The 26,904-nt window shown below is 67.6% G+C and carries 25 protein-coding genes; 6 read left to right on the forward strand and 19 right to left on the reverse strand.

The genetic code is table 11. The features are described 5' to 3' along the window. Positions 1-58: 58 nt before the first annotated feature. Positions 59-1,324 carry a hypothetical protein gene (locus NDR87_RS14680; RefSeq protein WP_251911895.1) on the forward strand — a complete coding sequence of 422 codons (1,266 nt, stop codon included), beginning with the start codon at positions 59-61 and terminating at the stop codon, positions 1,322-1,324. Next, the gene (locus tag NDR87_RS14685) at positions 1,324-2,706 is read left to right on the forward strand and encodes a PQQ-binding-like beta-propeller repeat protein (RefSeq protein WP_251911894.1); all 1,383 of its coding nucleotides are present in this window, start codon (positions 1,324-1,326) and stop codon (positions 2,704-2,706) included. The genes NDR87_RS14680 and NDR87_RS14685 overlap by 1 nt, the downstream gene beginning before the upstream one ends. 42 nt (positions 2,707-2,748) lie before the next feature. Here NDR87_RS14685 and NDR87_RS14690 read toward each other — a convergent pair whose 3' ends face one another. The 5 genes from NDR87_RS14690 to NDR87_RS14710 all read right to left on the reverse strand — a co-directional run bounded on the left by NDR87_RS14690 (position 2,749) and on the right by NDR87_RS14710 (position 9,609). Next, on the reverse strand, positions 2,749-3,636 hold the full coding sequence (locus NDR87_RS14690) for an IS5 family transposase (RefSeq protein WP_251911893.1): 888 nt from the start codon (positions 3,634-3,636) through the stop codon (positions 2,749-2,751). 154 nt (positions 3,637-3,790) lie between these two features. Then, entirely contained in the window at positions 3,791-4,381 is a 591-nt protein-coding gene (locus NDR87_RS14695) for a TetR/AcrR family transcriptional regulator (protein WP_251911892.1), read from the reverse strand. Continuing rightward, positions 4,374-5,771: an APC family permease gene (locus NDR87_RS14700; RefSeq protein ID WP_251911891.1), complete on the reverse strand. Its 1,398-nt coding sequence runs from the start codon at positions 5,769-5,771 to the stop codon at positions 4,374-4,376. The genes NDR87_RS14695 and NDR87_RS14700 overlap by 8 nt, the downstream gene beginning before the upstream one ends. Then, positions 5,764-7,704 (reverse strand): primary-amine oxidase, encoded by a 1,941-nt coding sequence (locus NDR87_RS14705; RefSeq protein WP_251911890.1) that lies wholly within the window; start codon positions 7,702-7,704, stop codon positions 5,764-5,766. The genes NDR87_RS14700 and NDR87_RS14705 overlap by 8 nt, the downstream gene beginning before the upstream one ends. Positions 7,705-7,896: 192 nt before the next feature. Further along, positions 7,897-9,609 (reverse strand): DEAD/DEAH box helicase, encoded by a 1,713-nt coding sequence (locus NDR87_RS14710; protein ID WP_251911889.1) that lies wholly within the window; start codon positions 9,607-9,609, stop codon positions 7,897-7,899. A 177-nt stretch (positions 9,610-9,786) separates the two neighbouring features. Here NDR87_RS14710 and NDR87_RS14715 point away from each other — a divergent pair, with 177 nt between their 5' ends. After that, positions 9,787-10,875 (forward strand): YihY/virulence factor BrkB family protein, encoded by a 1,089-nt coding sequence (locus tag NDR87_RS14715; RefSeq protein ID WP_251911888.1) that lies wholly within the window; start codon positions 9,787-9,789, stop codon positions 10,873-10,875. A 17-nt stretch (positions 10,876-10,892) separates the two neighbouring features. On the opposite strand, the gene NDR87_RS14720 is transcribed toward NDR87_RS14715, so the two are convergent. The 14 genes from NDR87_RS14720 to NDR87_RS14785 all read right to left on the reverse strand — a co-directional run bounded on the left by NDR87_RS14720 (position 10,893) and on the right by NDR87_RS14785 (position 24,155). Beyond that, positions 10,893-12,242, reverse strand: coding sequence for an FAD/NAD(P)-binding protein (locus NDR87_RS14720; RefSeq protein WP_251911887.1), 1,350 nt, complete (start codon positions 12,240-12,242; stop codon positions 10,893-10,895). Between the two features lie 38 nt (positions 12,243-12,280). Beyond that, on the reverse strand, positions 12,281-13,195 hold the full coding sequence (locus NDR87_RS14725) for a hypothetical protein (RefSeq protein ID WP_251911886.1): 915 nt from the start codon (positions 13,193-13,195) through the stop codon (positions 12,281-12,283). Then, on the reverse strand, positions 13,189-14,400 hold the full coding sequence (locus NDR87_RS14730) for an ATP-grasp domain-containing protein (RefSeq protein WP_251911885.1): 1,212 nt from the start codon (positions 14,398-14,400) through the stop codon (positions 13,189-13,191). Before NDR87_RS14730 ends, NDR87_RS14725 begins: the two co-directional genes overlap by 7 nt. A 17-nt stretch (positions 14,401-14,417) precedes the next feature. Beyond that, positions 14,418-15,488 carry a pyridoxal phosphate-dependent aminotransferase gene (locus tag NDR87_RS14735; protein ID WP_251911884.1) on the reverse strand — a complete coding sequence of 357 codons (1,071 nt, stop codon included), beginning with the start codon at positions 15,486-15,488 and terminating at the stop codon, positions 14,418-14,420. Between the two features lie 10 nt (positions 15,489-15,498). Then, a complete protein-coding gene (locus NDR87_RS14740; protein ID WP_251911883.1) occupies positions 15,499-17,040 on the reverse strand; it encodes an amino acid permease in 1,542 nt (513 codons plus the stop codon). Between the two features lie 38 nt (positions 17,041-17,078). After that, entirely contained in the window at positions 17,079-17,405 is a 327-nt protein-coding gene (locus NDR87_RS14745; RefSeq protein ID WP_251911882.1) for a branched-chain amino acid transporter permease, read from the reverse strand. Further along, the gene (locus NDR87_RS14750; RefSeq protein WP_251911881.1) at positions 17,395-18,123 is read right to left on the reverse strand and encodes an AzlC family ABC transporter permease; all 729 of its coding nucleotides are present in this window, start codon (positions 18,121-18,123) and stop codon (positions 17,395-17,397) included. The genes NDR87_RS14745 and NDR87_RS14750 overlap by 11 nt, the downstream gene beginning before the upstream one ends. Continuing rightward, positions 18,116-18,757: a 2OG-Fe dioxygenase family protein gene (locus tag NDR87_RS14755; protein ID WP_251911880.1), complete on the reverse strand. Its 642-nt coding sequence runs from the start codon at positions 18,755-18,757 to the stop codon at positions 18,116-18,118. Before NDR87_RS14755 ends, NDR87_RS14750 begins: the two co-directional genes overlap by 8 nt. A gap of 9 nt (positions 18,758-18,766) precedes the next feature. Then, positions 18,767-19,210: a DUF2000 domain-containing protein gene (locus tag NDR87_RS14760; protein ID WP_251911879.1), complete on the reverse strand. Its 444-nt coding sequence runs from the start codon at positions 19,208-19,210 to the stop codon at positions 18,767-18,769. 321 nt (positions 19,211-19,531) lie between these two features. Beyond that, positions 19,532-21,193, reverse strand: a complete 1,662-nt coding sequence (locus NDR87_RS37735; RefSeq protein ID WP_251911878.1) for a polyketide synthase — start codon at positions 21,191-21,193, stop codon at positions 19,532-19,534. Positions 21,194-21,196: 3 nt separating this feature from the next. Next, positions 21,197-21,988 carry an SDR family oxidoreductase gene (locus tag NDR87_RS14770; protein ID WP_251911877.1) on the reverse strand — a complete coding sequence of 264 codons (792 nt, stop codon included), beginning with the start codon at positions 21,986-21,988 and terminating at the stop codon, positions 21,197-21,199. 21 nt (positions 21,989-22,009) lie between these two features. Continuing rightward, a complete protein-coding gene (locus NDR87_RS14775) occupies positions 22,010-22,261 on the reverse strand; it encodes an acyl carrier protein (protein WP_251911876.1) in 252 nt (83 codons plus the stop codon). Between the two features lie 31 nt (positions 22,262-22,292). After that, positions 22,293-23,417 (reverse strand): radical SAM protein, encoded by a 1,125-nt coding sequence (locus NDR87_RS14780; protein WP_251911875.1) that lies wholly within the window; start codon positions 23,415-23,417, stop codon positions 22,293-22,295. A gap of 9 nt (positions 23,418-23,426) precedes the next feature. Continuing rightward, positions 23,427-24,155: a Phenylacetic acid catabolic protein gene (locus NDR87_RS14785; protein WP_251911874.1), complete on the reverse strand. Its 729-nt coding sequence runs from the start codon at positions 24,153-24,155 to the stop codon at positions 23,427-23,429. Between the two features lie 357 nt (positions 24,156-24,512). On the opposite strand from NDR87_RS14785, the gene NDR87_RS14790 reads away from it, so the two are divergent. Genes NDR87_RS14790 through fabG form a run of 3 tightly spaced genes read left to right on the forward strand, consistent with a single transcriptional unit; the run spans position 24,513 to position 26,898 of the window. Next, positions 24,513-24,935, forward strand: coding sequence for a hotdog domain-containing protein (locus NDR87_RS14790; protein ID WP_251911873.1), 423 nt, complete (start codon positions 24,513-24,515; stop codon positions 24,933-24,935). 17 nt (positions 24,936-24,952) lie between these two features. Beyond that, the gene (locus NDR87_RS14795) at positions 24,953-26,197 is read left to right on the forward strand and encodes a beta-ketoacyl synthase (RefSeq protein ID WP_251911872.1); all 1,245 of its coding nucleotides are present in this window, start codon (positions 24,953-24,955) and stop codon (positions 26,195-26,197) included. Further along, positions 26,194-26,898, forward strand: coding sequence for a 3-oxoacyl-ACP reductase FabG (fabG, locus tag NDR87_RS14800; RefSeq protein ID WP_251911871.1), 705 nt, complete (start codon positions 26,194-26,196; stop codon positions 26,896-26,898). Before NDR87_RS14795 ends, fabG begins: the two co-directional genes overlap by 4 nt. Positions 26,899-26,904: the final 6 nt, after the last annotated feature.

Here is a 26,904-nt window from a genome sequence, read left to right on the forward strand (position 1 = left end):
GGACAAGCCGTCGCGGGCCGTCACCGCGTGGACGCTAGGGCTGCTTTGCCTGTCTATCGTGGCGGGGGGAGTGATCGTCAGCGGACTCTTGCACCATCCGGAACACGAACTGACGACCGCACCGGTGACCACCACCAAGCCGACGCCGGAGAAGGAACCCATCTTCGTCACCCCGCCGGTCACGTACCCGACGCAGATTCCTGGCTGTGCGACGGTCGAATCACCCGGCGAAGGCGAAGGGTTCTCGGTGGGCTCGACGGGAAGAGACAGTTACGACAACCCGGCGTACCCCTGGTTCTCCGGGCCCAAGGCCGTCGCCATGTCGGCGGCGGCGCTGGACGCGCTGCCCGCCGGCGTCGCCGTCGGCTTCGCGCCACTGGACGATTCGCTGGTCTTCCAGCCCATGTTCACCCCCTTCGACCCGGCGGATGCCGCGCGATTCGGTGGTTCCACGACCGCGCGCGCGACGCTGATGCGGGACGGCAAGGCGGGCTCGCTGTCTGTCTCGGTCGAGCAATCCACCGGGCCGATCCCGGCGTGCGTGGCGGGCGAGCTCGATGCGCGCCGCATCCTCCCCGACGGCACGACCGTCGACACCCACGACACCTGGTTGGAAACCGACGGTGTGCGCATGCTCGCCCGCAGCGCCACCGCCTACACGCCCGACGGCAGTAGGGTTTCGGTGTCCGCCGAGGACTCATCGGACACCGGCTCGCCCTCCGGGAAGGTGCCGATGACCATCGATGAACTGGTCGCGCTGGCGACTGCGCCCGGCATCCGTGTCACCGCACCGGTTCCGCCGGGGACGCCGGACGCGCCCCTACCCTGCCGCTACTGGGCAACGCCGAAAAAGGCGTCTACTCCGATCGACGAGACAACTGCCCGCAGGCTGGATACGGTGCTGGCGCGGATACCGCTCGACGGCCTCGTCCTCGACCGGCCGCTGGGCGCCCTGCGACCCGAATCGGACGGACCCGGCGTATGCCAGGCGGTTCGCGTCACCGCCACCGGACAACAGTCGGAGCTGCGCATCGCGATCACCGTCGAACGAACGCGCCCAACGGAATCCGCCCAGCCGTCGAGAAGCGACGCGCGGACCAGCACCCGGACGTTGCCGGACGGGACGGTCATCGTGACTCGGGAACCCGATGGTTCCGGCATGGGAGCCGGGGCGAACTCGCCTCAGGTGACGCGGACGGTCGTCGTGACACGCCCCTCGGGCACCGAGGTGGAGGTGTCTTCCACCGCGAAGTCGGTGCCCGAGCTGCTCAGCGCCGCCCGGCTCGAGGCGATCGCGTCGAACCCCGATCTGGAGGTGAAGTGATGGCATGGGCGCCAGGTGTGCGCGGTCTGGTGCTCGCCGCGGTGCTCGCCGTCGCCACCAGCGCGGGCGCGGTCGCGGTGCTGCTGCACCCCGAGGACAATATCCGCAAGATCACCGGAACCAACGCTGCCGCACCGGGTCTCGCGTGGTCGGTCACGGCCGCCGAGCTCTCCGGCCAGGCGTCCGCGAAGTTTCGCACCCCGGTTGACGGCACCGAATACAACGCCCGCACTGCCGGTTTCATCGACGCGGGAAACACGATCATCACCGTGATCGGCACACCGGACGAGTCGTCGCTCCGCGACCCGCAGATGTACGGCATCGATGCGCGCACCGGCGCGATGCGCTGGCGCGCGCCTGCCGACAAGTTGGGCGGTTGTGCCGAGATGCCGATCGACGGCAAGCTGGTCTGCTTCACCTCCGTGTCGGACGATACTCCCGCCCTGGTCGGGTTCGACGTCGACAGCGGCGCCGTCACCCGCACCCCGGTCGACTGGAGGTACCCGTTCGGCATCGCCGCCGACCACGATCGCCTCTACGTCGCGGAGGGCGACGTCGAAGCCCACGACGTGCGCGTGCACGCGGGCACCCTCGCAGACCCGAAAGCGCACTGGTCCCGCCCCTTCGCGATGGGCGCCCTGTATGAGGACATGACCAGCCGACCCTTGGATGTCGCACATGGCCAGGGCGTATTCGAACTCGGTGGAGACCTCGCCGGTTTCGACCTGCGCACCGGCAATCCGACCTGGACCGCCGAATGGCACGGATACACCCGTACAACTTTCGACGCTCTCGTCGTGCGCACCGGCACAACGTGCTCCGGGTCCCGTCCGGAAGGTAAAAACGGCCGCACCGACACCGATATCCTGGACCGCACCGGCCGCATCCTCGCCTGCACCGACAGCCCGGCAGTGCAGGATGTCGAAGTCGATCGCCCCACCGACGACACCATTCCCATCCTGCTGGCCGACACCGCCTATGACCGCCGCGACGGCACTGTCCGCTGGACCAACCCCGACCTGGTCCCCCACGACAACAGGCCGCTGCGAGTCGCCACCCTCGGCGACACCGCTCTGGTCTCCGACTTCAACGTATCCATCACCGGCGTGGATCTCCGCACCGGACACCAGCTTTGGAAGACCACAACCCCCCGTGTCGGCACCATCCACACCTGGAACGGCCGCGTCGCCGTCCTTTCCAACTTCGAAGGACTGTGGGCAATGGACCCCCACACCGGCAACACGGTGTGGGACATCCCCTTCCGCGCCGTCACCGACGCCCCGACCGGCATCACCGGCGACGGCCAACTCACCGAAAAGAACAACGGCACATACACCTACACCGACTCACATACCATGATCGGCCTACGCCCCCTCGATTAGGTTCTGAATCGAAGTGGTGCGAGCGCGCCGATCGGCCCGCTCTCACTGGTCTCGCAGCCAATGGTTGATGGCGGCGAGGTAGCGGACGGCGAGTTTGTCATATCGTGTCGCCACTGCTCGGCGTTGTTTGAGCTGGTTGATGCCACGCTCGACTGCGTTGCGGTCGCGGTAGATCACCGGGTCGAACGCTGGTGGCCGACCGCCGGACGAGCCGCGGTTACGGCGGTGGCCGGCCTGGTCGGCCGGAACCGGGATGGTGACCCGGATTCCGCGTTGCCGCAGCCATTCACGGTTGCTGCGACTGGAATACGCCTTGTCGGCCAGGACCGGGTCGGGTCGCATCCGGGGTCGGCCACCGCCAGGTTTGGGCACCTCGATCGCGTCCAGCACCGCCGTCATCTGCGGACTGTCCCCAGTTTGACCTGGCGTGATCAGTGCCGACAGCAGTCGGCAACCTTGCTCGCAGGCCAGATGCAGCTTGGTCGTCCAGCCGCTCCGGGAACGCCCCAACGCATGATCGACCGGCTCGGTATCGACGCCGCCAGGTGGCTCGGCTTGGCGCTCACCGTCTCGGCGAGCGCCCGCCGCGTGCTGATGAGCCCTCGCGATCGTGGAGTCCACACCCACCTGCCACACGATCGCCCCGACAGCATCGGCCAACGCCTGCAACAACTTCAGGATCAACACCCACACCCCGGCCCGCTGCCAGCGCCGGAACAACCCATACACCGCCGACCAGGAGCCGTACTCGACCGGCACGTCCCGCCACGGCGATCCCACCCGGGTCCGCCACCGGATCCCGTCGACGAGCTGTCGTTTCGTCCACTTCGGCGGGCGGCCCGCCTTCTTCGGTCGAGGCAACAACGGCACCAACCGGGCCCACTGGGCATCGGTCAGATCCGCCCGCCCCGCTACCGCTACTCTGGCCACGAGGTCTCCGGCACCATTCAGGTTTGCTTGGTCGCTAACCCGAAATACCGGAGACCTCACCCATACGCCAACGCAGGCAACAGCTTCCGCCGGACACGCGGATGGGGCGACACCGCCCAGCGGTGCCACCCCATCACAGACTTCGATACAGAACCTAGGGCCGGGCGCTCGCCAGCAGCGCATCGAGCATCCCCAGCTGCCGCGCGGCGGTGATGGTCCGCGGCGTCAGCACCCCGACGATCTGGGCCCCCATCATGATCGTCATGAGCTGATCGGCCAGCAGTGCCGTATCGGTGCGCGCGGCCACCTCCCCCGAATCCCTTGCCTGATCCAAGAATTCGATCAACCGCACCCGCCACTCGCCGAGCGCCCGCTCGTTCACCGCCATCAGATGCTCGTCGTACATGGCCCGCTGCCACAGCGAGGTCGCGATGCGCGCCTCGAGCAACGTCTCGGCGGTGACGGGCACGACCTCGCGGCAGAATATCCGCACCGCGGCCAGCCCGGTGGCCGCACCGAGCGCGGCCGCGACGCGCCGATTCGTGGCGTCGTAGACGTGCTCGAAGGCGAAGCGCAGAATCTCGTCCTTGCCCGAAAAATAGTGCGACAGTGAACCGTTGGCGTATCCGGCCTCCGCCGCGATCTCGCGCATGGTGAGCGCGTCGATACCGCGCGTCGCGATCAGCCGCCATACCGCCGCGGCGATGGCCTCGCGCCGCTCGTCGTGATCGACCAGCCTAGGCATGGCGCTCGGCGCGCCGACCGCCGGCGATCGCGCCGAATACGAATACCAGCCCCACCACCGCCAGCAGGATGTCGGCGACGGTCCAGGAACCGCCCACCAGCACGTCGAAGTTGCGTACCACCATCGCCGTCACCACCAGCAAACCCACCATTCCCAGTACCGGCGCGATCCGGCTGTGCCACCAGCGCCGATCCAGGCCGGTGCGCCGGAAGAATACGACCACCGCGACGCTGGTCAGCACCATCAGGATCAGGATCGCCACCGTCGCGAGCCCCGCCAGCCAGGTGAACAGATGCAGCACCGGATCCGCACCGGCCACCGCGAACGCGCCGACCACCAGCACCGCCGAGGCCGTCTGCGCGAGTGACGCCTTGTGCGGCGAGCCATGCCGAAAATGGATGTGCCCCAACGAGATATGGCCGAATCCGTCGCGCGCGAGGGCGTACAGGTACCGCGAGATCGCGTTGTGGAAGGCCAAGAGCGCCGCGAACAGGCTCGTCACCAGCATGAGCTGCAGCACATCCGCGGCCGGGCCGCCGAGGAACCGGGCGGCCGCGGTGAAGGTCAGCCCCGCCGGATCGTCCCCCGCCGCGGCGGTCACCTCGTCGTCGCCGAAGGCGAGCACGATGGCCCAACCGGCCAGGGCGTAGACGAGCCCGATCACGGTCACCGCCAGATAGGTGGCGGTCGGCACCGTGCGCCGCGGATTGCGCGCCTCCTCGCCGTAGATGGCCGTGGCCTCGAATCCGATGAACGACGCGATCGCGAACATCAGTGCGACGCCGGGCGATCCGCTGAGAAATGCCGAGGGCGTGAACGATACGGTGTCCACGCCGTGCGCGCCGCCGCGGATCAGCACCGCGGCCGACAGCACGAGGATGATCCCGATCTCGAGGACGAGCAGCACGCCCAGCACCCTGGCCCCGAGTTCGATATTGCGATATCCGAGCACACCCACCAGCGCGATCAGCACCGCCGCGTAGACCGGCCACGGCAGATCCGGCCCGCCGTAGCGCAGTACCAGCCCACGGCACGTCGCGGCCGCGAGCCCGTAGATGGCCGCCTGGATCGCGGTGTAGGTCAGCAGCGCCAGCCCGGCCGCGCCCAGCCCCCACATCGAGCCGAGGCCGCGCCGAATATAGGCGTAGAACGCGCCCGCGTCGACCATATGCCGACTCATCGCGGTGTAGCCGACACTGAAGATCAGCAGCACGACCGCCGCCACCAGGTAGGCGCTGGGCGACCCGGCCCCGTCGCCGAGCGCGATCATCACCGGCAGCGCCCCGCCGACCGAGGTCAGCGGGGCGGCGGCGGCGATCACGAGAAAGACGATGCCCGCGACACCCATCGATCCGCGCAGTACGGATCGCTCCGCGACGGTATTACTCATCGTGTTCTCCTGAGCAGCAAGGGCTTTGGTGCGCCGGCGCGGTGGGCGGGACGTCCAGGGTGGGATTGCGGTCGAAGAAGCCGACCGGCTTCAGCACGAATCCGGCGTAATCGACCGGCATGATCGGCCAGTCCTCGGGGCGCGGGAAATGGGTGAGCCCGAAGGTGTGCCAGACCACCAGATCCTCGCCGTCGATCGCGCGATCGGCCGCCGCATAGCGGGGCAGTCCGGCCCCACCGGGGTGTTGATTGACGAAATCACCTGCGGCATAACGCTCCGCCGGGTCGTAGCGGGTCACCCAGAGGCTCTTGGTCGCGAACTCCGCACGCTTGGCGATCGACGATCCGTCGGCCGCGAGCAGCGTCTCCTTGCCCTCCGGATACAGCGTGTAGCCGACGGGCTGCCCGTACCGATTGGTCACCGCGGGATTGGCGATGTGCCAGACCCGTCCGACGCGATTGTCGGCGACCCGCCGCGCCTGCGATTCCGTGGCGAGCACCGTGCGACGCTGGGTGAAGGCGTTACCGTGCGGATTGTACGGACCGATCGGAACCCGTTGGCTCTCGACCTCTTCCACGCGATTGCCATATCCGTCGATCATCATGTCCAGCCGGGCGCTGAACAGATGCTGATGACACGGCGCGCCCAGTCCGGGCGCGATCTCGGTGGCATAGGGGTAGCCGGGTCCGGGATAGGCGGAGGTGAACACCATCCCGGTGGCCTTGACCTCGAATTCGATCGTGCCGTCGAGATAGAGGTACCAGAAGTAGCCGTAGTCGTAGTTGCCGACGGTGGTGAAGAACGAGATCACCAGTCGCCGCTGCCTGCGCACCTCGCGCGATCCGGTCCACAGATCGGTGTGCTTCCACAGCACCCCGAAATCCTCCTCGTGCATACAGATCGCATTGCGCAGCATCCGCGGCCGCCCGGCCTCGTCGGCGAGCACCGCGGAGAAGTAGGTGATGTCGCCGAGGCAGTCGCAGCCGAGTTCGAGCGCGTTGGCATAGCGGCCCACCAGATATTCGCCGGTGTCGAAGTAGTTCTGCCACGACCGGACCGGCGACGGATCACCATAGGGCACAACCATTTCCGCGATCGAGGCGCGATGGATGATCGGGCGCACCCGCTCGCCGTCGCGAAAACCGATCTGGTGCAGCACGAGTCCCTCGCGGGCGTCGAACCCCACCCGCAGCGACCACCCCTCCCACTCGACGAGATTGCCCTCGACGGTGAAGCTCGGGCCCTGCGGCTGGGTGATCTCGATGGGCCGCTGCGTGGTGCGCGGCGGTCCGGTGACCTCGGGATCGTCGAAGTTGCCGGATTCGGCGGGCACCGGCATCGGCCCGGTATCGATGACCCGCAGCACCTGCCGGTTCATGACGTCGACAAAGGCGACCAGACCGTCGATCGGATGCGCCCAGGCGTGGTCGCGCTCGTGCGACTGCTGGAAGGCCAGCCCGCGCAGAATCCGCCGCCCCCGCTCACCGTCGTAGTCGAACACCCCCGCCGACAGCGGCGCCACCCGCACCTGCGCGACCTCGAGATCGCGCGCGGCCAGCGCCCGCAGCCATTCCGGATCGGTGGACAGAATTTCTTCGACGAGCCCAAATTCCTCGTCCAGCACCGGCAATTGGCCATCGGTGACCGCATCGAGCAAACGCTGAGAAACAACCTCTCCGGTAGCGAGTGAGACCACCAGATCCACCGAATTCGGCCGATCCACCTCGTGCAGCAGCACCCGGAAGCGGCGCTCGGTGGCCTCGGGCCGCTCGTAGAGCAGGTATTTGTCCGGCTCCTCCAGTCCGACGTAGACGAAACGCGTCGACTCCCCCACCAAACCGGCCGCGACCACAATGGCACGCACCTCGGCGAGTTCGGCGACGGTGGGCAGGGCCAGCGGGTGATCGACCCGCTGCGGGGTGAGCGTGGGCACGGGCTGCTCCTTCCGGCTCCCACGACCGCCGGAACCGGAGAACTCGGTGCAGCCGGAGGTTGGTGGCTCTACGAATGTTGGACAACAACGTAGACGGGACCCGTTTCCAGCCGGAAGGATTTATTGGTTACGGTCCAGTTAATCTTTGCGCACGACAGGAAAGCGCCAATTTTGGGACATTGCGCGCAGTTCTCACATACGCCGCAGGGCGGCGATGCGCTCGGTCAGTTGCTCGGCCGTGGCCAGGGCGGTCGGCGGTCCCCCGCAGACCCGGCGTAGCTCACCGTGGATCACCCCGTGCGGCTTGCCGGTGCGGTGATGATGCATGGCGACCAGGCTGTTGAGTTCGCGGCGCAGTTCGCCGAGCCGATCGGCGGTGGCGACGCGCTCGGCGGCGGCCGCGGCGCTCGGGTTCTCCGGAGCCACCGTCGCGGCGGCGCTGCGCTCCTTGATCTGGCGGGTCTGGCGGTCGCGCAGCAGCGCCCGCATCTGCTCGGCGTCGAGCAGACCGGGGATGCCGAGGTAGTCGGCCTCCTCATCGCTGCCGGAGAAGGTGGCCGTGCCGAACGAGTCGCCGTCGTAGATCACCTGATCCAGCTCGGCATCGGCCGCCAGCGCGACGAACTTGCGCTCCTCCTCGCCGGGCTCGTCCTGCTGCTTGTTGGCGTCGATCAGCAGCTCGTCGTCGAGCATCTCCTGCTGCCGATGCGGCTTGCCGATGACGTGATCGCGCTGCACCTCCAGCTGCGCGGCCAGATCCAGCAGCACCGGCACCGACGGCAGGAAGACGCTCGCCGTCTCACCGGGGCGGCGCGCACGCACGAAACGACCGATGGCCTGGGCGAAATACAGCGGCGTCGAGGCGCTGGTGGCGTAGACGCCGACCGCCAGCCGCGGCACGTCCACGCCCTCGGACACCATGCGCACCGCGACCATCCAGGGTTCGGTATTGGCCGCGAACTCGCCGATCCGCTTGGAAGAGGTCGGATCGTCGGACAGCACGACCGTGGGCCTGCTGCCCGAAATATGTTCCAGCAGTTCGGCGTAATCGCGCGCCTTGTCCTGATCGGTCGCGATCACCAGGCCGCCCGCATCGGGCATACCCGTCGCGCGCAGCTGCTTCAGGCGGGTGTCGGCCGCGGCCAACACCTTCGACATCCAGTCCCCGGCCGGGTCCAGCGCGGTACGCCAGGCCCGCGCGGTCTGCTCGGCGCTCAGCGGCTCGCCGAGGCGGGCCGAGTACTCCTCGCCCGCGCTGTCACGCCAGTGCGCCTCGCCGGAGTAGGCGAGGAACACCACCGGCCGCACGACCCCGTCGGCCAGTGCCTCGGAATAGCCGTAGGTGTAGTCGGCACGCGAGCGGGGGAAGCCGGACTCGTCGGGTTCGTAGCTGACGAACGGAATCTGCGAATCGTCGCTGCGGAACGGGGTACCGGTCAGCGCGAGCCGCCGGGTGGCGTCGCCGTAGGCCTCGGCGACGGCGTCGCCCCAGCTCTTGGCGTCACCGGCGTGATGGATCTCGTCGAGGACGACCAGCGTGCGCCGGTTCTCGGTGCGCACCCGATGCTTGAACGGATGCGAGGCCACCTGTGCGTAGGTCACTACCACGCCGTGGTAGTCGCCGGAGGTGCCGCCGGTGGAGTTGGAGAAGTTCGAGTCCAGCGCGATGCCGAAGCGCGTGGCCGAGGCCGCCCACTGATGTTTGAGGTGTTCGGTCGGCGCGACGACGGTGATCTGGTCGACGGTGCGATCGGCGAGCAACTCCGAGGCCAGGCGCAGCGCGAAGGTCGTCTTACCGGCACCGGGCGTCGCGACCGCGAGGAAGTCGCGTGGCTTCGTCGTCAGATATTTGGTGAGAGCCCTGCGCTGCCATGCACGTAACGAACCGCCACCACCCGAAGTCACTCCAGAGAGATTAGCGAGTGCCCCCGACCGGGTTCCAGTCCGACGCGGTGTGGCCCTGGATATCCGCCTCCGACGTGTCGCATTCCACGCGGCCGCGCGTGTCGGGGGCATCCGGGCGGGTTGTGCTCGAGAACACCGCCCAAACGTTTCCCGACACGTGCGGTATTCGGTGCCCGGGTGGGCAATGCTGAAGGCATCATGCACAGACCCGGCCGCCATCCCCTCCACGTCGCCGCGACCGAATGGGTCGCGGTCGCCGGGCAGCGCATCGCGGCGGCCGCCCGGCGCGGCGGGCGGTTGGCGATCCGAGTGGCGGTGAAGGCCTGGGACGATTCCATCTTCGCCAAATCCGCGGCCGCGGCGTTCTGGCAGACGCTCTCGCTGGCCCCGTTGCTGCTGGGACTGCTGGGCAGCCTCGGCTACGTGGGCGGCTGGTTCGGGCCGGACACCGTGCACATCGTGGAGAGCAAGATCATCAGTTTCAGCCGGAACCTGTTCAGTTCCAGCGTGGTCGACGATCTGATCGCGCCGACGCTCACCGACGTGCTGCAGCGCGGGCGGGGCGCGGTGGTGTCGGTGGGGTTCGTGCTGTCGCTATGGGCGGGCTCGTCGGCCATGTCGACCTTCGTCGACGCCATCGTGGCCGCGCACGGTCAGGCCGAGGCGCGACATCCGGTGTGGCAGCGGCTGTTCGCGCTGTGGCTGTATGTGCTGTTCCTGGTGGTGGCGGTGTTCGTGCTGCCGCTGGTGGCGATCGGCCCGGCGCTGATCGGGCGGCTGCTGCCAGACAGCTGGCGCGAACCGGGCCTGCGCCTGGTGGACGGCTTCTACTATCCGGCGACCGGACTGCTGCTGATCGTCGGGCTGACCACGCTCTACAAGCTCGCCCTGCACCGGTCGCTGCCGTGGCATCGGCTGTTCGGCGGGGCGCTGGTGGCGGGGGTGTTCTTCATGGCCGCCAGCGAGGGCCTGCGGCGCTATCTGTCCTGGATCACCCGCACCGGAATCAGCTATGGCGCGCTGGCCACCCCGATCGCCTTCCTGCTGTTCACCTTCTTCCTGGGCTTCGCGGTGATCCTCGGCGCGGAATTCAATGCGGCCGTGCAGGAATTCTGGCCCGCCCGCACCAGCCGCCTCACCCAGCTGGGGCACTGGCTGAGGCGACGGGTGCGCTCGACGGTGCCGCGCGGGAGCTCCGGGGCGCCGGAGCCCCCGCCGACGCGGCCGGAGCAGGACGAGGCCCGCTCCCTGCGCAACGTTTCCTAGCACCGCCGAACCGCCGATCAGCTCCCGTGCACCAGCTTCGGCGACCGGCTGTCCATCCCGGCCCGCAGCACCGCGATCTGGTCGTGCAGGGCGAACAGCGCATTGGGCAGCGCGACGCGGTCACGGGCCTCCACCCCGATGCGCATGACGCACGGCCCCGGCTGCCGCAGATCCGCCGCACTGTGTGCGATCCGGCACTGCGCCAGCCCGGCGATCGTGTCCGGCGGCTGCCAACCACATGCCAGCACGACCGCGTCGTAGCGCTGCCATCCGTCGGGCGTCTCCATCTCGAACGCCCCGGACCGCCGCCGCCCAGCGGTGAGCACGCCCAGGCGTTCGTGGCGGATCCTGCGCTCGGTCAGCAGTCGAGCGAGCAGGGCCGCGCTGCCGGTGGTGATGCCGTTGGTGTAGCGCCGCAGTTCATTTCCCTCGAGCGCGGCCCGAGCGGGGGCCGCCAGCCGCGGCGCGGCATTCACCGCCCGGCACAGCGGCACCACCGCCGCGGACCAGTGCCGTTCGGACTGCGCATGCTCGAGTTCGGCGAGCAGGGTATCGATCACGGTGCGGCCCGGCCGCTCGCCGATCGCCGCCCCGAAGGGCGTGCCCAGGATCTCGGCGAAGGCCCGGGCGAACCGGGTCATCGCCGCCGCGTTCGCCGGTGCCGCCACGGCCAGACTCGTCGTGCACAGATTCAGCAGCTCCGGATCGTCGGACAGGCTGGCGCGCACGCTCGGCAGCTGCGCCTCTCGCGAGGCGATCGTGACGGTGGAACCGCCCTGGGCGATTTCGGTGGCGCATTCGATCGCGCTCAGGCTCGCGCCGACGACGAGCACCCGCCTGTCCCGCAGCGCGGCGGCGCAGTCGTCCAGCGGGTAGGGACTGGACCACACCTCCTCGCGCCCGGACAGCGCACGCAGTGTCTCGGGCACGTGCGGCGTCGACAGGCCGCGGCAGACGAAGACGCGATCGAAACCCCGATAGCGATTACCGGAATCCGTTGTGACGTCGATACTTTCCCCGGACGGATCGAGGCGCACCACGGTTCCGAGGTGTTCGCGCAGGACGATCCGGTCGTCGGACCGCAGCCGCGCCGCGACCACCGCCAGCGCGACGCCGATATCGCTGCGCGGACGGAACGAGGCGGGCCCCTCGTCGGGAACGGCGGCGCCGAGCAGCCCCAGCGCGGCGGCGTTCACCGCATCGGAGGTATTGCAGACCCCCGCCTGGGAATGTCGGCTGAACGCCAGGCTTTCACCCAGCGGATGGTGGTCGAACACGCAGATCTCCAGCGGCGTGTCCGTGGAGGCCGCCACCGCGGACACCACACTGGTGGCGGCCGCACCGGCGCCGATTACGGCGATCCTCATCATCTTTTCCTTGTTCGTCGGTGGATCGCGGAGTTGGTTCAGTCCGCCGTGACCGCGTTCTCCAGCGGCCGCGACTGCGGCGGACGCGACGGCGCGGAGGGCTTGCGGAGGCCGAGGTACGCCGCGGCCAGAATGCAGAGCACCGGTCCGAGCATCGCGGCGTCGACGCGCCGGAACACGATCGCGTCGACGACGAACACCACGACGGGCAACAGCGACACCAGCGCCGCCGAGGTGGCCACCGGGGCCCTGGTGATCCCGTACTGCAGCGCGACGATCGGGACCGTGATACACGGCACGGCCAGCAGTCCGGCCACGGCCAGTTCGCCCCACTCGACCGGCCGCGACCCGATGTCGAGGGCGAACAGCGCACCGCCCGCCAGCCAGCAGCCGTGGAATCGAATCGAGTTGATATACGAGGTGTCACAACCGATTTCGCCCAGTCGCCGGCTGGTGGTCAGTACGCCCAGCGCACACAGTCCGGCGCAGACCGCCGCCGCGACCCCCGCGACCGTCCGCGGCCCGAATCCGTCCTGCTGCGCGACGAGCCACAGCACCCAGGCCACCGACGCCGCGTTCAGGAGCACCGGCAGCACCGTGCGCGAGGCCGTCCGGCCGCGAACGGCCAACGCGCCCAGCACCATCGGGGCCATCGAGGTCTCCACCACACTCGCGGCGGTCGGGACGGTCAGCGTGGTGGACAGATAGAACAGCGTGAACGCACCGGCGGAGTACAGATTCACCAGCAGCACATATCTGCCGGGCGCGCGGGTCGTGACCGTCCCGCCCCGCAGGCGCGAGGCCATGCCGATCAGCGCCGCCGCGCCGAAGGCGGCGAATACGGTGAACACCGACGACTCCGGCGTCACCACATTGCCGATCACCGAACTGCCCGCGCCCTGGAGCAGCACCGCCGCCAGCACGACCAGCGCGGCGACCCCCGCCGTCAGCACAGCTCCGCCAGCGTGAATATCCCACCCGCACATTCGATTTCCCGCAGCGCGGCCACCGTCTCCAGTGCTCGGCGCTCGCTGTCCGCGGTGAAGAACACCATGCCCATCGACCCGGTCGTCACCCGGTTGTCGGTGGTGACGTCGATGCCGGGTTCGGGTCGGCGTTCGACAGCGAGCACACCGGGCAGCGCCAGGACGGTCGAATAATCGAGCCCGACCAGCCGACCCGGCCGGTCGGCCGAGAGCATGTACCAGCCGAGCAGACTTTCACTCCAGCGCGGCCCGGACTTCTCACACGCCGTCGCGCCGGTGTGCAGCAGTCGCGCCAGCTCGCTCGCCTGACTGTATCCGCGCACGCCGCGATAGATCTCCCCCGGAATGCAGGGGCCCATCATCCGGCCGTTGAATTCGACGAAATTCGGTCCGGTCGTGGTCATCCGCACCTCGGTGTGGCTCGCGCCGAAACCGAACCCCAGGGCGTCGAGGCAGTCCAGGACGTAGTCGACGGCGGCCACGGCGTCAGGATCGGCCGCACTCAACGTGTAGGCCGCGCGAATGGTCGGAATGCCGTCGTCCTCGTCCAGGACGTATTTGAACACCTCGGTCACGGTGTGCTCACCGTGCGCGGACACCGTGTTGACGAAAAGCTGTGGCCCGTCGAGATATTCCTGCACGGTCACCCCCGAATTCTGCTGGCCCAGCAGATTGGTGGTCCCGAGCACCTTCGACACCGCCGCCTCGGCGGCCAGCGCGTCCGGACAGATCGAGCACATATCCGATCCGCCGCTGGCCGACGGCTTGACCACCACCGGATAGTTCAGGGTTTCCAGCATCCGGGCCAGACCGTCGGCCGAGCGCACCTCGAGGGTGTGCGGATGCCGAATTCCCGCCTCGCGCAGCGTCGCGGCCATACCGGTCTTGTTCCGGCGCGCGAAGACCCGGTCGGGCGCATTGGGATTGGCCGTGTACCGCGCCGCGGCGATATCGGCCAGTGCCACCCAATGTTCCGCGCCGGGCACGATGAATTCCGGCCGGTAGCGCAGGCACAGATCGACGAGGTCCTTCGGCACCGGCGGCACCTCCCCCCGCCGGTCGACGGCATACGGCCGCTCCGGCCGATAGACCTCGAATTCGGCTCCCAGCGAGCGCAATTCGGCCACCAGATCCGCGCCGCTGGATTCGTCACCGATGATGAGTGATCGCATTGAATACGCCTTTCGGATCAGTCGAGCTGGGCGATCAGCTTTCCCAGCCGGCTCAGTCCCTCGTCGAGCACCGCGGCCGGGCGCGCGTAGCTGATCCGCAGACCGGCCGCGGAGCCGAAGACCTCGGCGGGCATGACCAGCACGCGCTGTTCGTCGAGCAGTCGCTCGGCCAGGACCTGCGAGCTGATCGAGGCGTGCAGGTCGAACCAGGCGTAGGGCGTATTCGCCGGGGGCACCAGGCGCAGCCGATCGGCGTATTCGTCGGCGAATGCCCGCAGGCGATCGATACCCCCGTCCACGAATTCCCGATAGCGGCGGATATGCCGGTCCCGCTCGTGCAGGACGTCCACCGCGACGCGCTCCCACACCCACGAATTCGACACCGTGGTGTAGCGCTTGTAGTTCACCATCCGCGCGATCACCTCGGGCATGCCGAAGGCCCAGCCGATTCGCAGCGCCGGCAGGCCGTACACCTTGGACAACCCGGAGACCGACAGCGCCTTCGGATAGCGGTGCACGATCGACTCCGCGAAATCGAGCAGGTACTCCTCGTCGTTGACCACGATCAGGTCGTGTGCCCGCGCGACGTCGAGAATGACCGACCAGTCCCGCTCGGAGAAGCAGTATCCGGACGGATTGCCGGGGCTGTTGAGCACCAGCAACTTCGTCCGCGGGGTGATCAGTCGCGCGAGGGCCTCGGCGTCGAACGGCGGCCCCGGGCGGGTCGGCAGCACCGAGACCTCACATCCGATGTGGGCCGGGACCTCCCAGGACTGCTGCCAGCCGGGGCTGGTGGTCACCACATGGTCGCCGGGGGCGAGCGCACAGCGGTACAGCAGATACAGTGCCTCCTGCGCGCCGTGGGTGATCACGGCGTGATCGTCGTGCACCGGACGCCCGTACAGGTCGGCCACGCCCGAGCGCAGCGCGGCGATGCCGCGGTCCAGGCTGTAGTCCAGTTCCCATTCGGGATCCAGGTGCAGATCCTTCAGGCGCTGGAACTGCACGCCGCTCTCGGCGAGATCGATGTCGTAGCGGCCCGGCGCGTCCGCGAACAACCACTGCTGGATGGAATAGGTGGCAATCACAGGGATCTCCTCAATCCGTGACGAGAATTTTCGATTCGACGGTTTCCCGGTCGGCCGCGGCACGCTGCCGCTCACCGAGCACGGAATGGCGGATGCCGTAGCAGAAATAGAGCGCGACCCCGATGAGCATCCAGATCAGGAAGCGGACCCAGGTCAGCACGCTCAGGTTCACCATGAGCCAGCCGCAGGCCAGTGCCGACAGGATCGGCACCAGCGGGACCAGCGGGGTACGGAAGCCGCGTTGCAGATCCGGGCGCTTGCGGCGCAGCACGATCACTCCGATCGACACCAGCACGAAGGCCGACAGCGTGCCGATATTGACCATTTCCTCCAGCTTCTCGGCGGGGCACAGCCCGGCGATCACCATCACCACGGCCCCGACCACCCAGGTCGCGCGCACCGGGGTGCCGCGCTCACCGGTCACGGCGATCCGCCGCGGCATCAGGCCGTCCCGTGACATCGCGAACAGCACCCGGGTCTGACCCAGCAGTGTCACGATCATGACGGTGGTCAAACCGATGAGGGCGCCGATCGCGATAACCGTTGCGGCCCAGTCGACTCCGAGCTGGGCGAAGGCGCTGGCGAGGGTGGCCTTGGTGCCGTCGGGGCGGGACTTCAGATCGGTGTAGGGCACCATGCCCGTGACCACCAGCGACACCGCGATGTAGAGCGTCGTCACGATCGCGAGCGCGGCCAGGATGCCACGCGGCATGTCCCGCTGCGGATTACGCGCCTCCTCCGCGGTCGTGGCGACCATATCGAAGCCGATGAACGCGAAGCACAGCAGCGAGGCGGCGGCCAGCACGCCGAGCATGCCGTAGGTGGAGGTCTGCTCGCCGAAGAACAACGAGAACAACGACTGGTTGCCACCGCTGTTCCCGGCGTTCGGGACCTCGGCGGGCGGAATGAACGGCGAGTAGTTCGCGGGCTCGATGTAGGCGATCCCGGCGATGATGACCAGCAGCACCACCGCGATCTTGATCCCGGTGACGACCTGATTCACCCGCGAGGACAGCTTGGTGCCGAGTGCGAGCATCGTGCACAGCGCCGCGACGACAAGCACCGCGGCCCAATCCAATCGCAGCCCCAGCGGGAGCGGGATGAGGGTGGGCAGGGTGGTCCCGGTGATCAACTCCACGCACTGCGCGAGATAGGTCGACCAGCCCCGGGCGACCACCGCGGAGGCCAGCGCGAATTCCAGGATGAGATCCCAGCCCAGGATCCAGGCGACGAATTCGCCGAAGACCGCGTACGAGTAGGTGTAGGCGCTGCCCGCCACCGGCACGGTCGAGGAGAACTCGGCGTAGCACAGGGCCGCCAGGCCGCAGGCCACCGCCGCGAGCAGATAGGACAGCGATACGGCCGGTCCGGCCAGATTCCCGGCAGTGCTCGCCGCGAGGGTGAACACGCCGGTGCCGATGACGACCGCGACGCCGAACAGCGTCAGATCCCAGACGGTGAGCACCTTGCGCAGCCGCGCCTGCGGTTCATCGGTATCGGCGATCGACTGTTCGATCGATTTGGTGCGAAATAGATTGCTGCCGCGAGGCACTGAATTACCTTTTTCAATCGTTACGAACGAGATTCGGTTCAGCCCATGAGGTGATGGAGCACGAGATAGACGGCGGTTCCGCTGAGGATGGACAGCAACGGATTTCGCCAGCGGTGGTGGACGGCCGCGGTGGCGAGGATGCCCAGGACGCTCGGGGCGCCGTAGGGGAACGTGCCGAATTCGACCGAGCTCACGGTGTAGAAGACCAGGATCAGCATCACCCCGCCCGGCATGACCCGACCGAGATACTGCACGATCTCGGAATCGGCCACCTTGCGCAGGGCCACGAACAGAAAGGCCCGCAGCCCGAAGGTGACCGCGGCGATCACCAGCACCGCGCTCAATACATACAGCTCACCGGACATGTGCGTTCCCTGTTCGTCGTGCCAGCCCGTATCCGCCCAGCAGCAGCACCACGAAGACGGTGATCGCTACCGCGAGAAAACTCCGTTCTCCCACCGTGAGCGCGATCGTTCCCGCCGCGAGACCCATGACGGTCGCGGAGATTCCGGTGCGCTTGTAGAAGCATTCCTGCGCCAGCACGACGAACAATGCGGTCAGGACGAAGCCCAATCCCTCGATCGACGGCGGCAGCGCCGATGCCAGCACGGTGCCCGCAAGACTTCCACCCACCCAGTAGAAATGGCTCAGCACCTGGATGAAGGTGAGCCTGCGCGCGGTGAGCTCCGACCGCGACATCGTCGCGAGCAGCGAATAGGTCTCATCGGTGAGCGCGAAGATTCCGTACAGTCGGGCGAATTTGCTCCGCAATACCTCCAGCGGAAAGGACAGTCCGTAGAAGATGTGCCGGAAGTTCACCGCGAGCGTCATGACGGCGATTTGCAGGAGCGGCGTTCCGGCCGTGATCAGCCCGACGGCAAGGAATTCCATCGATCCGGCGAAGATCAGCGCCGCCGAGAGCGGCGCCCAATACCAGGCCAGACCGCTCTTGACGACCAGAATTCCGAATGTCGCCCCGAGTGGAACGTAGCCCATGGCCACCGGGACGGTATCGCGTAGTGCGCGCCGGAAATCGGCGCGCACCGTATCGTCGCGCTCCTGCCGCGTTTCGCTGTCAGGCATGGATCTTGATGGTCACCACGATGACATCGCGGCGGGCCTCGCCGGGAATCTTCGGCGTGAACGGCGAGACGTAGTGCTTCATCGCCTTGTCGTCGAGCACCAGCGTCTCACCGGGATTCATCACCCGGTCGAAGACGATGATGCTCTCGTCGGTGGCATCGGCCAGCATCGAGACGCCGCCGTTGACATTGTGCGCGGCGATGGCGCTGACGGTCACATAGTCGAACCCGTCGTGGTGGAAGCCCTCCGGGGCGGGGTACCCGGTGTGGGTTCCGTCCGCGACCACCCGCATCTGGTGGACGCCGATCTCGAATTCCTCGGCGTCGATCATGCTCCGCAGCTGCGGTTCGGCCACGAATCGCTCGGTGAATTCGCGCACCTCCGGACCCAGCGGGGCGAATTTGCGTGCCAGACCGCCCGCATAGTCGTTGATGGTCTCGCTCTGGAAGAAGTCCGACGGCTCGGTCCAGTGCACCAGGTCGCCCTTGACCAGCGCCTCGCCGTACGCCCGGTAGCGGAAGGTGAAGTCACCCTTGAGATATGGATCCGGCGGGAGTTGATCGAAGCTGTCCAGCACCGGCTTGGTGATCTTGTCGACATTGTTCATCACGGCGTAGTACATGGTCTTCCTCACGGTCGAAACTCAAGGGACAGATGTGGCGTGCGAATCCAGGGTGGTGAACAGACTGAACTTGCGGGTCAGATCGCTCACCGCCGAACCCATCGCCACGAAACAGATACCGACATAGTCGAGTTCGGCTTCGGATGTCGCCCGGGTGGCCGCCTTCTGCACGTCCGAACCACCCTGGAACATCGTGTCGACGAAATCCACGAAGGGAATGTCGCGGGCCACCAGTTCCTGTCGCAATCGGCGAATCTTGTTGCCGTTGTCGGCCCGCAGCACGATGAACGGATGACGGGAAATATGGGGATGTATCGTGCCGTCTCCGTCCTCGTACCGCTCCAGTTCCAGGCGATCGGCAAAACCGGCGCCGGCGCCGAGGGCGATGTGACCGAGGGCGTTCAACAGCTGACCGGCACCGTACTTTCGATTCAGCACCGCAATGGTGCGCATATCCTCGTTCATGTGCATTCACCTCCGAATTCCCCACTCTTACTGTGCGCACGCAATTTCCGATACAGCAATTCCCGAAAGAGTCGTCGGCACAGCAGATCCCGCTGACGATGTATTGCTAGCGAATGACTTTCCCCTCGCGAACCAACCCCTTTGTGACGCAACAAATCACAACAGCACTCGGCGCATTGCGCAACCTTTGCGGACGAGATTGAGCATTCTGCGCAACCCTTCCAGGTGGAACCAGTGCACACTGCGCAGGATGTCCGTTTGTGTCAGCCTGTCCGTTCTGGGTGACAACACCTGTCGGCACCGGCGGCCGGCACCGCCGCTTCACTGCGCCGGACCCTGGGTCGAACCCGACTCGGTCGTCCGCTCCACCGCGAAAGTGCCGCGCCGCCATGGGTATAGCGGCAGCGGATACACCGGCCGAGTCGATACCTCGCGCACCGGATAGGGTTCGCCCGCCGCCAACACGCGGACCCGGGGGTGCGTCCTGCCCTCCGCCAGCGCCTCGAGCGCCTCGACGGCCTCCGCCCGGGTGGCCGCGGCGATCCAAGCGGTATGGCGCAGTCGGCTGCGCCCATGGGTCGCCGCCCGGGCGAACGCCGGATACTCCCCGTCCGCGGCCTCCCGCAGTCGCAGCCGATAACGAGCCGAGACCTCCTGCAGCGCAGCGGCATCGGCGGCCGTCACCGCGAAGCCGGACACCGCCCGCGACACCTCCGGCGGCCGCGCCCGCGGTCCCGGCGACAACACCGCGCACACATTGGTGCCACTCATCCCGAACGAGCTGATCGACAGCCGCGGCTCGGACGCACCGAAGACCTCTGTCCACGGCGTGGGTTCTCGGCAGACCCGCAGTGGAACCTCCTCCGGTACGGCACCGGTGGGGAAGCGTTCGAATCCCGGCTGTGGAAAGAGGATCCGATCCCGGACGCCCACAACGAGTTTCGCGATGCCGAGCAGTCCGGAGGCGGCCTCGGCATGTCCGATATTCGCCTTGATCGAACCCAGGTACAGCGGAGTACCGCCCCGGTCCCGATGCACTCGGACCAGCGCCCGCAGTTCCGAGTCGTCCCCCAAACGCGTACCGGTGCCGTGGGTTTCGTGGTAGCCGATGGCGCCGGGTTCGAGCTCGGCCGCCGCGAGCACCCGAGACAGCAACGCGGCCTGCGCATCCGGGTTCGGCGCCGCCAATGTCGGCGTGGCGCCGTCGTGATTCACTCCGATGCCCTCGATCACCGCCAGTACCCGGTCCCCGGCGCGCGTCGCATCGGTGAGCGGTTTGACGACGATTGCGGCGCAACCCTCCGCCCGCACATAGCCGTCGGCACGGTGATCCAGCGGCAGCGACCGCCCCGACGCCGACAGCGCACCGGTGCGCTGCAATGCCACTGTGGTCCACGGCGAGAGCAGCAGATTCACCCCGCCCACGACCGCCTGCTCGCAATCGCCCGCGTCCAGTGCCCGGCACGCGGTGTAGAGCGCCACCAGCGAGGACGAACACGCGGTGTCCACGGCGAAACTCGGCCCGTGGAATCCGAGCAGATACGAGATCCGCCCGGCGGCGAAGCTCAATCCGTTCCCGGCGGTCCAATGCGCCGACGGAGCCCCGTCGAACCAGCGCCGATAGTCCAGTCCGGAGATGCCGACGAAGACGCCGGTCCCGGGAGTATCGCCCGGACGTAGCGCCGCGTCCTCGAACGCTTCCCAGACCACCTCGAGCAGCAACCGCTGCTGCGGATCCATCACCCGCGCCTCGCGCGGCGAGATGCCGAAGAAGCGGGCGTCGAAATCGAGGACATCGCGCAGGAAGCCGCCTACGGGCACCACATCCCGCGCCGACGGCATTGCCGTGCCCCGGCGCTCGGGCGGTGGCGGCTCGATCAGCACCGCACCGGCGTGCAAGGCCGCCCGAAGTCCATCCGGATCGGTGATGCCACCCGGAGCGCGCAGGGCGATCCCGACGATGGCGTAGCGTCGATTGTTCACATATCACTCCAGGTCGATGCCGCCGACCACGGCATGTACACCGCCGTCGGCATACACCACCTGTCCGGTGGTGTACCGGGACAGATCCGACAGCAGAAACAGCACCGCGCCCACCACCCGGCCGGGATCGCGGCGGTCCCAGCCGAGCGGGGCGGCCCGCTCGAAATAGTCCGCGATACCACCGAAAGTGCTGACGCCGTGCGCCGATACGGTCTCCACCGGACCGGCCGCGACGAGATTGGCCCGAATACCCGAGGGGCCGAGATACACCGCCGCGTATTTGACGACCGCCTCCAGCGCCGCCTTGTGCACCCCCATCCAGTCGTAGCCGACCAGCACCCGCGACGCATCGATCGTCAACCCCACCATCGATCCGCCGTACTCGCTGCGGGCCAGCAGCGGCTCGAGCGTGGTCGCGAGTTGCTGGAACGAGTAGGCCGATATTCGAAACCCCGCCAGCGCATCGGCCGCCGGTGTCCGCATGAACTGCCCGCCCAGCGAATCCGGCGAGGCGTGCGCGATGCTGTGCAGCACCCCGTCGACGCTCCCCCACCGCTGCTCGAGCAGCTCTCGCAGCGCGGCGAAATCGGCATCGGCACCGGCGTCGAACTCGATCACCTCCGGCACGGTGGGCAGCAGCTCCGCGGCCCGGCGCGCGATGCGCGCGCCGCGCCCGAAGGCGGTGACCAGGGTCTGTGCGCCGCACCGTTGCAGTGCGGCGCACACGTGCCAGGCGATCGACTCGTGGTTCAACACTCCGGTGATCAGATAACGACGATCGCTGAGATCGATCACCGCACGCCCTGTCCCCGCCGGTTACGCGGCCGAGCCGAGGACGCGATCGACGAATCCGCGGACCGTCACCCCTGCCAGCTCGTTGCGCGGGATCTCGATGCCGTATTCCTTCTTGATCGCGGTCATCAGATCCGCGATGTCGAGCGAATCGACGTCCAGATCATCGAATTTCGCGTCGGCGTGGAACTCGTCGCCGTCGACGCCCAGGTCGACGAGCACATTGCGCACCAGGGTGTAGACGGTGTCGAAGTCGATCGCGATGGATTCGGTCATGAGAATCTCTCCTTGTGTTCGGTCGATGGTTTCAGTGGATACGGGCGAAGTTGTCCGACCGGCGCTGCGCCCAATACCATTGCCGCCAATAGCTTTCGGCGATCTCCACCCATTCCGTCAGCTGCTCGGGCGAGTCGAGGTAGTGGTTCATGCTGACCAGCAGCCAGCTGTAGACGGCCTGGCTGTCCCGGCAATCGGCGCAGTTGCCGGAGGTGCAGCAGAACTGGAGCGTCTCGAAATCCGCGCCGTAGACGGCGAATCCGTCCAGTGCCGGATTACCGTTGCCGAGTCTGGCCGCATGCTGCGGGAGTTCGACACTGATGCTCGGACAGACTTCGTAACCGAAGGCGCCCCAATGGGAACGGCCGGTGATCAGTGCCCGGATCATGGATTCATGGCTCACCACCGTCTCCGGATAGCGGGCCTTCACCCGCAGCGCCTCGGCCAGCACCCGCTGTTCGTGCTCGGCCTGCAACGGATCGTCCGATCCGTGCTCGCTGTAGTAATTGAAGTTGACCTGATTGCCGTTGTCGCGGATGAGCTTCACCGTGGGCTCGACATATTCCAGCCCGCGCGCCGACAGCGCGTACACGAAGGTCACCCGAGGATCGTCGCGATAATGTCCCAGCGCCTTCTGGAACAGCCCGGCGAAGGATGATCCGTTCGGCCGATGCGCCCGCAGTTCGTCGTCGAGCGGGCCACCGCCGAACAGGCTCACCGCCACCGCGACATTCTCGAAGCCGTCCATCGGCAATCGGCGCAGGCCGTTGGTGGAGATGATGAGGTAGGGCAGGTGCTCGACGAACGGCCGAACCCGGTCCAGCACAATGGTCGGCTCGCCGCCGATCAGACTGGCCTGGGTATATCCCCGCGCGGCCAGCTTCGCGGCGAACTCCCGGATCAGGCCGATATCGTTGGTCTCGGGTACCTGTGCGTCGAAACCGCCCTCGAAGTACCAGCAGCCCTTGCACCGGATATTGCACGCGGTGGTCAGATGGATCTCGCAGCCGCGCACCCGCCTGCCCATATCGCGCAGCGCCCGCACGCGTTCGGCCAGTTCGGGCCGCTGGGCCAGCAACTCTCGTAATCGCCGCTTCGACTCCGCGCGGTCGGGAACCGCGGGATGTGCCGCGGGCATGCCAAGCGAAACCGTCATCGCCGCGCCCTAACCCGCGATCGCCAGGGTGAGCCCGAGCGATTCCGCCCGTCCCACCATCTGCTTGCGGTAGAGCTCCAGGGCCTCCCCATTGGTGGTCTTGCGCAACCCGAACTTGACCGCCAACTCCGCACGCTTGGACGTCGGCGACCCGAACAGACCCTCGAAGGTGGGCCACAACCGGTCCAGCGCCCACTGCAGCTGCTGCTTGCCCTCCTCGTCCTGGGCGAGGTTGCGGCACACCCGCGCCCCGTGCGCGATGTGGATCTTCTCGTCGAGAATGATCGTGCGCACCGCGTCGGCCCACGGCCGGTAGCTGCTCTGTGCGAACTCCCGCATCATCAGCAGAATGGCCTCCTCGCCAAAGTACGAGAAGATGCCGCGCTCGGCCCAGGTCGTGCAGGTGTGCAACCGGCTGTCCGCGAACAGCGTCCGGTCGCTCAGCTGCTGGGATTCCATATGGCTCGAGTCGTAACCCAGCTCGGCCAGCACCCGCTTGCCGATCTTGTAGTGGTCGTACTCCTCCACCGCCCGCTCGGCGCACACCTGGCGCTCCTCGGCGTCGGGGGCAAGCGGAAGAAACATCTGGATGTAATCGTCGCCGCCGGAGATCTCACCCTCGGTGTGAATGATGATCTGACTCAGTAGCGCTTTCTGATACGCCCGGGGCATTCTGTGGAATTCCTCGGGTGTACGGACCACCACGACCTCGTCGGTATCCAGGTCGGCAGTCGTCATTGCCCAACTCCAATCACAATTTTCGGGTGCGCGGCAGAGAATTTGCACAGCGCAGCAGAAGAACGGACGAAAAGACAGCCTCAGGTCGGCTGCAACACTCCGGACGTTGCCCGATATGTCCGGCGGCACGGCCAGACTAACGCCACCGGCGATCGGTTCCAAACGGAAGTGGTCCAGATCACATTCCATCGCCACCTTGGCGAAAAGCCTTGGGGGCTGGTACGTTTCGGGTGCCTATCGCACGGCACAGGGGTCGTCCGCCCCTACTTCTGGGGGCTCTGCCGTTCCGTACGAATCGTTACCACAACTGTGCACACCGATTCCGGGACCACCGCACGCGGGAAGATCGAAAACAACATGAACAATTCACCATCGGTATGCCGAGCTGCCGACGAGATGATATCTCGGCTGTTTCCCGGTGACACCCACCTACGCTCGATCCGAATCGATGGATCGCACGCCGAATTCGTTGCCGAGCAGCGCGGATTGGAGCTCCGCTTCGACGGTGTGGTCACCGGACCCGCCATCTTTCGCGCGGTCGACATCTGCGGCTTCGTGACCCTGCACGCCCGCCTCGGCCGCAGCACGCCCGGCGCCGTACTGAGCCAGTGCAGCATCGGCTACCTGACCGCCGCGCCCCCCGGCGATCTGCACATCGCCGTCACCGTCGAAGCCGTCGGGCAGCGCCTGGCCACCGCCACCGCCCGGGTCACCGACGGCCGCGACGAGGCGGTCGCACTGGCCACCCTGCAATTCGCCGTGCGGCGAACGATCAGCTGACAGATAGGGATCTGGAGATGAACGACATCGTGATCACCGGCATCGGCGCCATGACCCCGGTGGGCAACGATCGGGAGACGACGTGGCGCAATCTGCTGCACGGAAATTCGGGCATCGGCGCGATCACCCTGTTCGACCCCGAGGCGGGCGCCACCGGCTTCGCGGGCGAGGTGAAGGGCTACGACCCGGCGCAGCTGTTCGACGCCAAACGCGCGGTGCGCGCCTCCCGTTTCGTCGGTTTCGCGGTCGCGGCGGCACGCGAGGCGGTCCGCGACGCCGGGCTCGAGGTGACCGCGGCCAACTCCGACCGCATCGGCGTCGTCCTCAATTCCGCGGTGGCGGGATTCGACACCATCGAGGGCGCCACCCGGCGGCTGCTCACCGAGGGCGCCGTGGAACCGCGCTCGTACTTCGTGCCCTATTCGCTGGCCAATATGCCCGCCTGTGAGGTCGCGATCGATCTCGGCATTCACGGCCCGGTCACCAGCAGCGTACTGGCCTGTGCGAGTGGGCTGTACGCGCTGATCGAGGCCCGGCGGCTGATTCTGTCGGGCGAGGCGGACGTGGTCGTCTGCGGCGGCGCCGACGCCCCGGTCACCCCGGTGCTGATGTCCGGGCTCGCCGCGATGGGCGCGTTGTCGCGGCGCAACGACAAGCCCCAGCATGCCAGCCGCCCGTTCAGCGCCGACCGCGACGGGATGGTCCTCGGCGAGGGTGCGGTCGTGCTGGTGCTGGAATCGCGCGCGCACGCCGCCCGGCGCGCGGCCCTGCCCTACGCCACCTTCGCCGGTGGCAGCCTCACCTGCGACGGATTCCATGTCAGCGCGCCCGCGCCGGAGGGCACCTATGCCGCCGCCGCCATGACCAGGGCCCTGGCCGCCGCCGAAGTCACCGCCGCCGAGGTGGATTACCTGTGCGCACACGGCACTTCGACGCCCGCCAACGACCGGATCGAGACCGCCGCGGTCAAACGGGCCCTCGGCGAGCACGCCCGCACCGTGCCGATGAGCAGTCCGAAATCGACGACCGGACATCTGTTCGCCGCCGCCGGAGCACTGAACGCCATGGTGTGCGCGCTGTCGATCCGGGACGGAATCGTCCCGCCCACAATCAATCTCGACGTCGCGGACCCGGACTGCGACCTCGATTACGTACCTGGACTCGCCCGCGAGATCACGGTCGAGACGGCCGTCGCGAACGCGTTCGGATTCGGCGGTCAGAACTGCGCCGCGGTCTTCACCGCCGCGCACCGGGCCCGATGACCGAATCCGTCTTCGTCACCGGGGGCAGCCGGGGTATCGGACTCGCGACGGCCCGGCGCTTCCGGGCCGCCGGTGCTCGGGTCGCGGTGTGCAGTCGCGCCGGCGGTGACATCCCGGACCTGTTGAGCATCCCCTGCGATGTGACCTCCCCGCTGGCCGTCGAGAACGCGTTCGCGACGGTCGAGCACCGGCACGGCCCGGTCACCGTGCTCGTCGCCAATGCCGGAGTCACCCGCGACGGACTGCTGGGCGAGCTGGCCGAGGAGGACTTCACGGCGGTTGCCGAGGTCAATCTGACCGGCGTCTTCACCGTGGTCCGCCGGGCCGTGCCCGCGATGATCGAGCGCGGGCACGGCCGAATCATCCTGATCTCGTCGGTGGTCGGGCTGATGGGCGCACCCGGCCAAACCAATTACTGCGCAACGAAATCCGCGCTGATCGGAATGGGCCGCAGTCTAGCCCGCGAACTCGCGGACGCCGGGATCACCGTCAATATCGTCAGTCCGGGACTGATCGAGACCGAGATGACCGCCGAGCTCTCCCCGCGCCGCCGCCGCGACATCCTGGCCGCAATCCCGCTGGGCCGCGCGGGAACCGCGGACGAGGTGGCCCGCGCCGTGCAGTTCCTCGCGAGCGCGGACGCCGCCTACATCACCGGCGCGGTGCTGCCCGTCAGCGGCGGACTGGGGCTCGGCCACTGAGCCGCC

The sequence above is a fragment of the Nocardia sp. CDC159 genome (assembly GCF_023740735.1).
In the GTDB taxonomy this organism is placed as follows: Bacteria; Actinomycetota; Actinomycetes; order Mycobacteriales; family Mycobacteriaceae; genus Nocardia; species Nocardia pulmonis.

What these genes read in the sequence shown, in the direction of transcription:
- NDR87_RS14685 (WP_251911894.1), top strand. Translation starts at nt 1,324, where the DNA reads ATGGCATGGGCGCCAGGTGTGCGCGGTCTGGTGCTCGCCGCGGTGCTC.
- NDR87_RS14695 (WP_251911892.1), bottom strand. Translation starts at nt 4,381, where the DNA reads ATGCCTAGGCTGGTCGATCACGACGAGCGGCGCGAGGCCATCGCCGCG.
- NDR87_RS14700 (WP_251911891.1), bottom strand. Translation starts at nt 5,771, where the DNA reads ATGAGTAATACCGTCGCGGAGCGATCCGTACTGCGCGGATCGATGGGT.
- NDR87_RS14720 (WP_251911887.1), bottom strand. Translation starts at nt 12,242, where the DNA reads ATGAGGATCGCCGTAATCGGCGCCGGTGCGGCCGCCACCAGTGTGGTG.
- NDR87_RS14730 (WP_251911885.1), bottom strand. Translation starts at nt 14,400, where the DNA reads ATGCGATCACTCATCATCGGTGACGAATCCAGCGGCGCGGATCTGGTG.
- NDR87_RS14745 (WP_251911882.1), bottom strand. Translation starts at nt 17,405, where the DNA reads ATGTCCGGTGAGCTGTATGTATTGAGCGCGGTGCTGGTGATCGCCGCG.
- NDR87_RS14750 (WP_251911881.1), bottom strand. Translation starts at nt 18,123, where the DNA reads ATGCCTGACAGCGAAACGCGGCAGGAGCGCGACGATACGGTGCGCGCC.
- NDR87_RS14760 (WP_251911879.1), bottom strand. Translation starts at nt 19,210, where the DNA reads ATGAACGAGGATATGCGCACCATTGCGGTGCTGAATCGAAAGTACGGT.
- NDR87_RS14775 (WP_251911876.1), bottom strand. Translation starts at nt 22,261, where the DNA reads ATGACCGAATCCATCGCGATCGACTTCGACACCGTCTACACCCTGGTG.
- NDR87_RS14780 (WP_251911875.1), bottom strand. Translation starts at nt 23,417, where the DNA reads ATGACGGTTTCGCTTGGCATGCCCGCGGCACATCCCGCGGTTCCCGAC.
- NDR87_RS14785 (WP_251911874.1), bottom strand. Translation starts at nt 24,155, where the DNA reads ATGACGACTGCCGACCTGGATACCGACGAGGTCGTGGTGGTCCGTACA.
- NDR87_RS14790 (WP_251911873.1), top strand. Translation starts at nt 24,513, where the DNA reads ATGAACAATTCACCATCGGTATGCCGAGCTGCCGACGAGATGATATCT.
- NDR87_RS14795 (WP_251911872.1), top strand. Translation starts at nt 24,953, where the DNA reads ATGAACGACATCGTGATCACCGGCATCGGCGCCATGACCCCGGTGGGC.
- fabG (WP_251911871.1), top strand. Translation starts at nt 26,194, where the DNA reads ATGACCGAATCCGTCTTCGTCACCGGGGGCAGCCGGGGTATCGGACTC.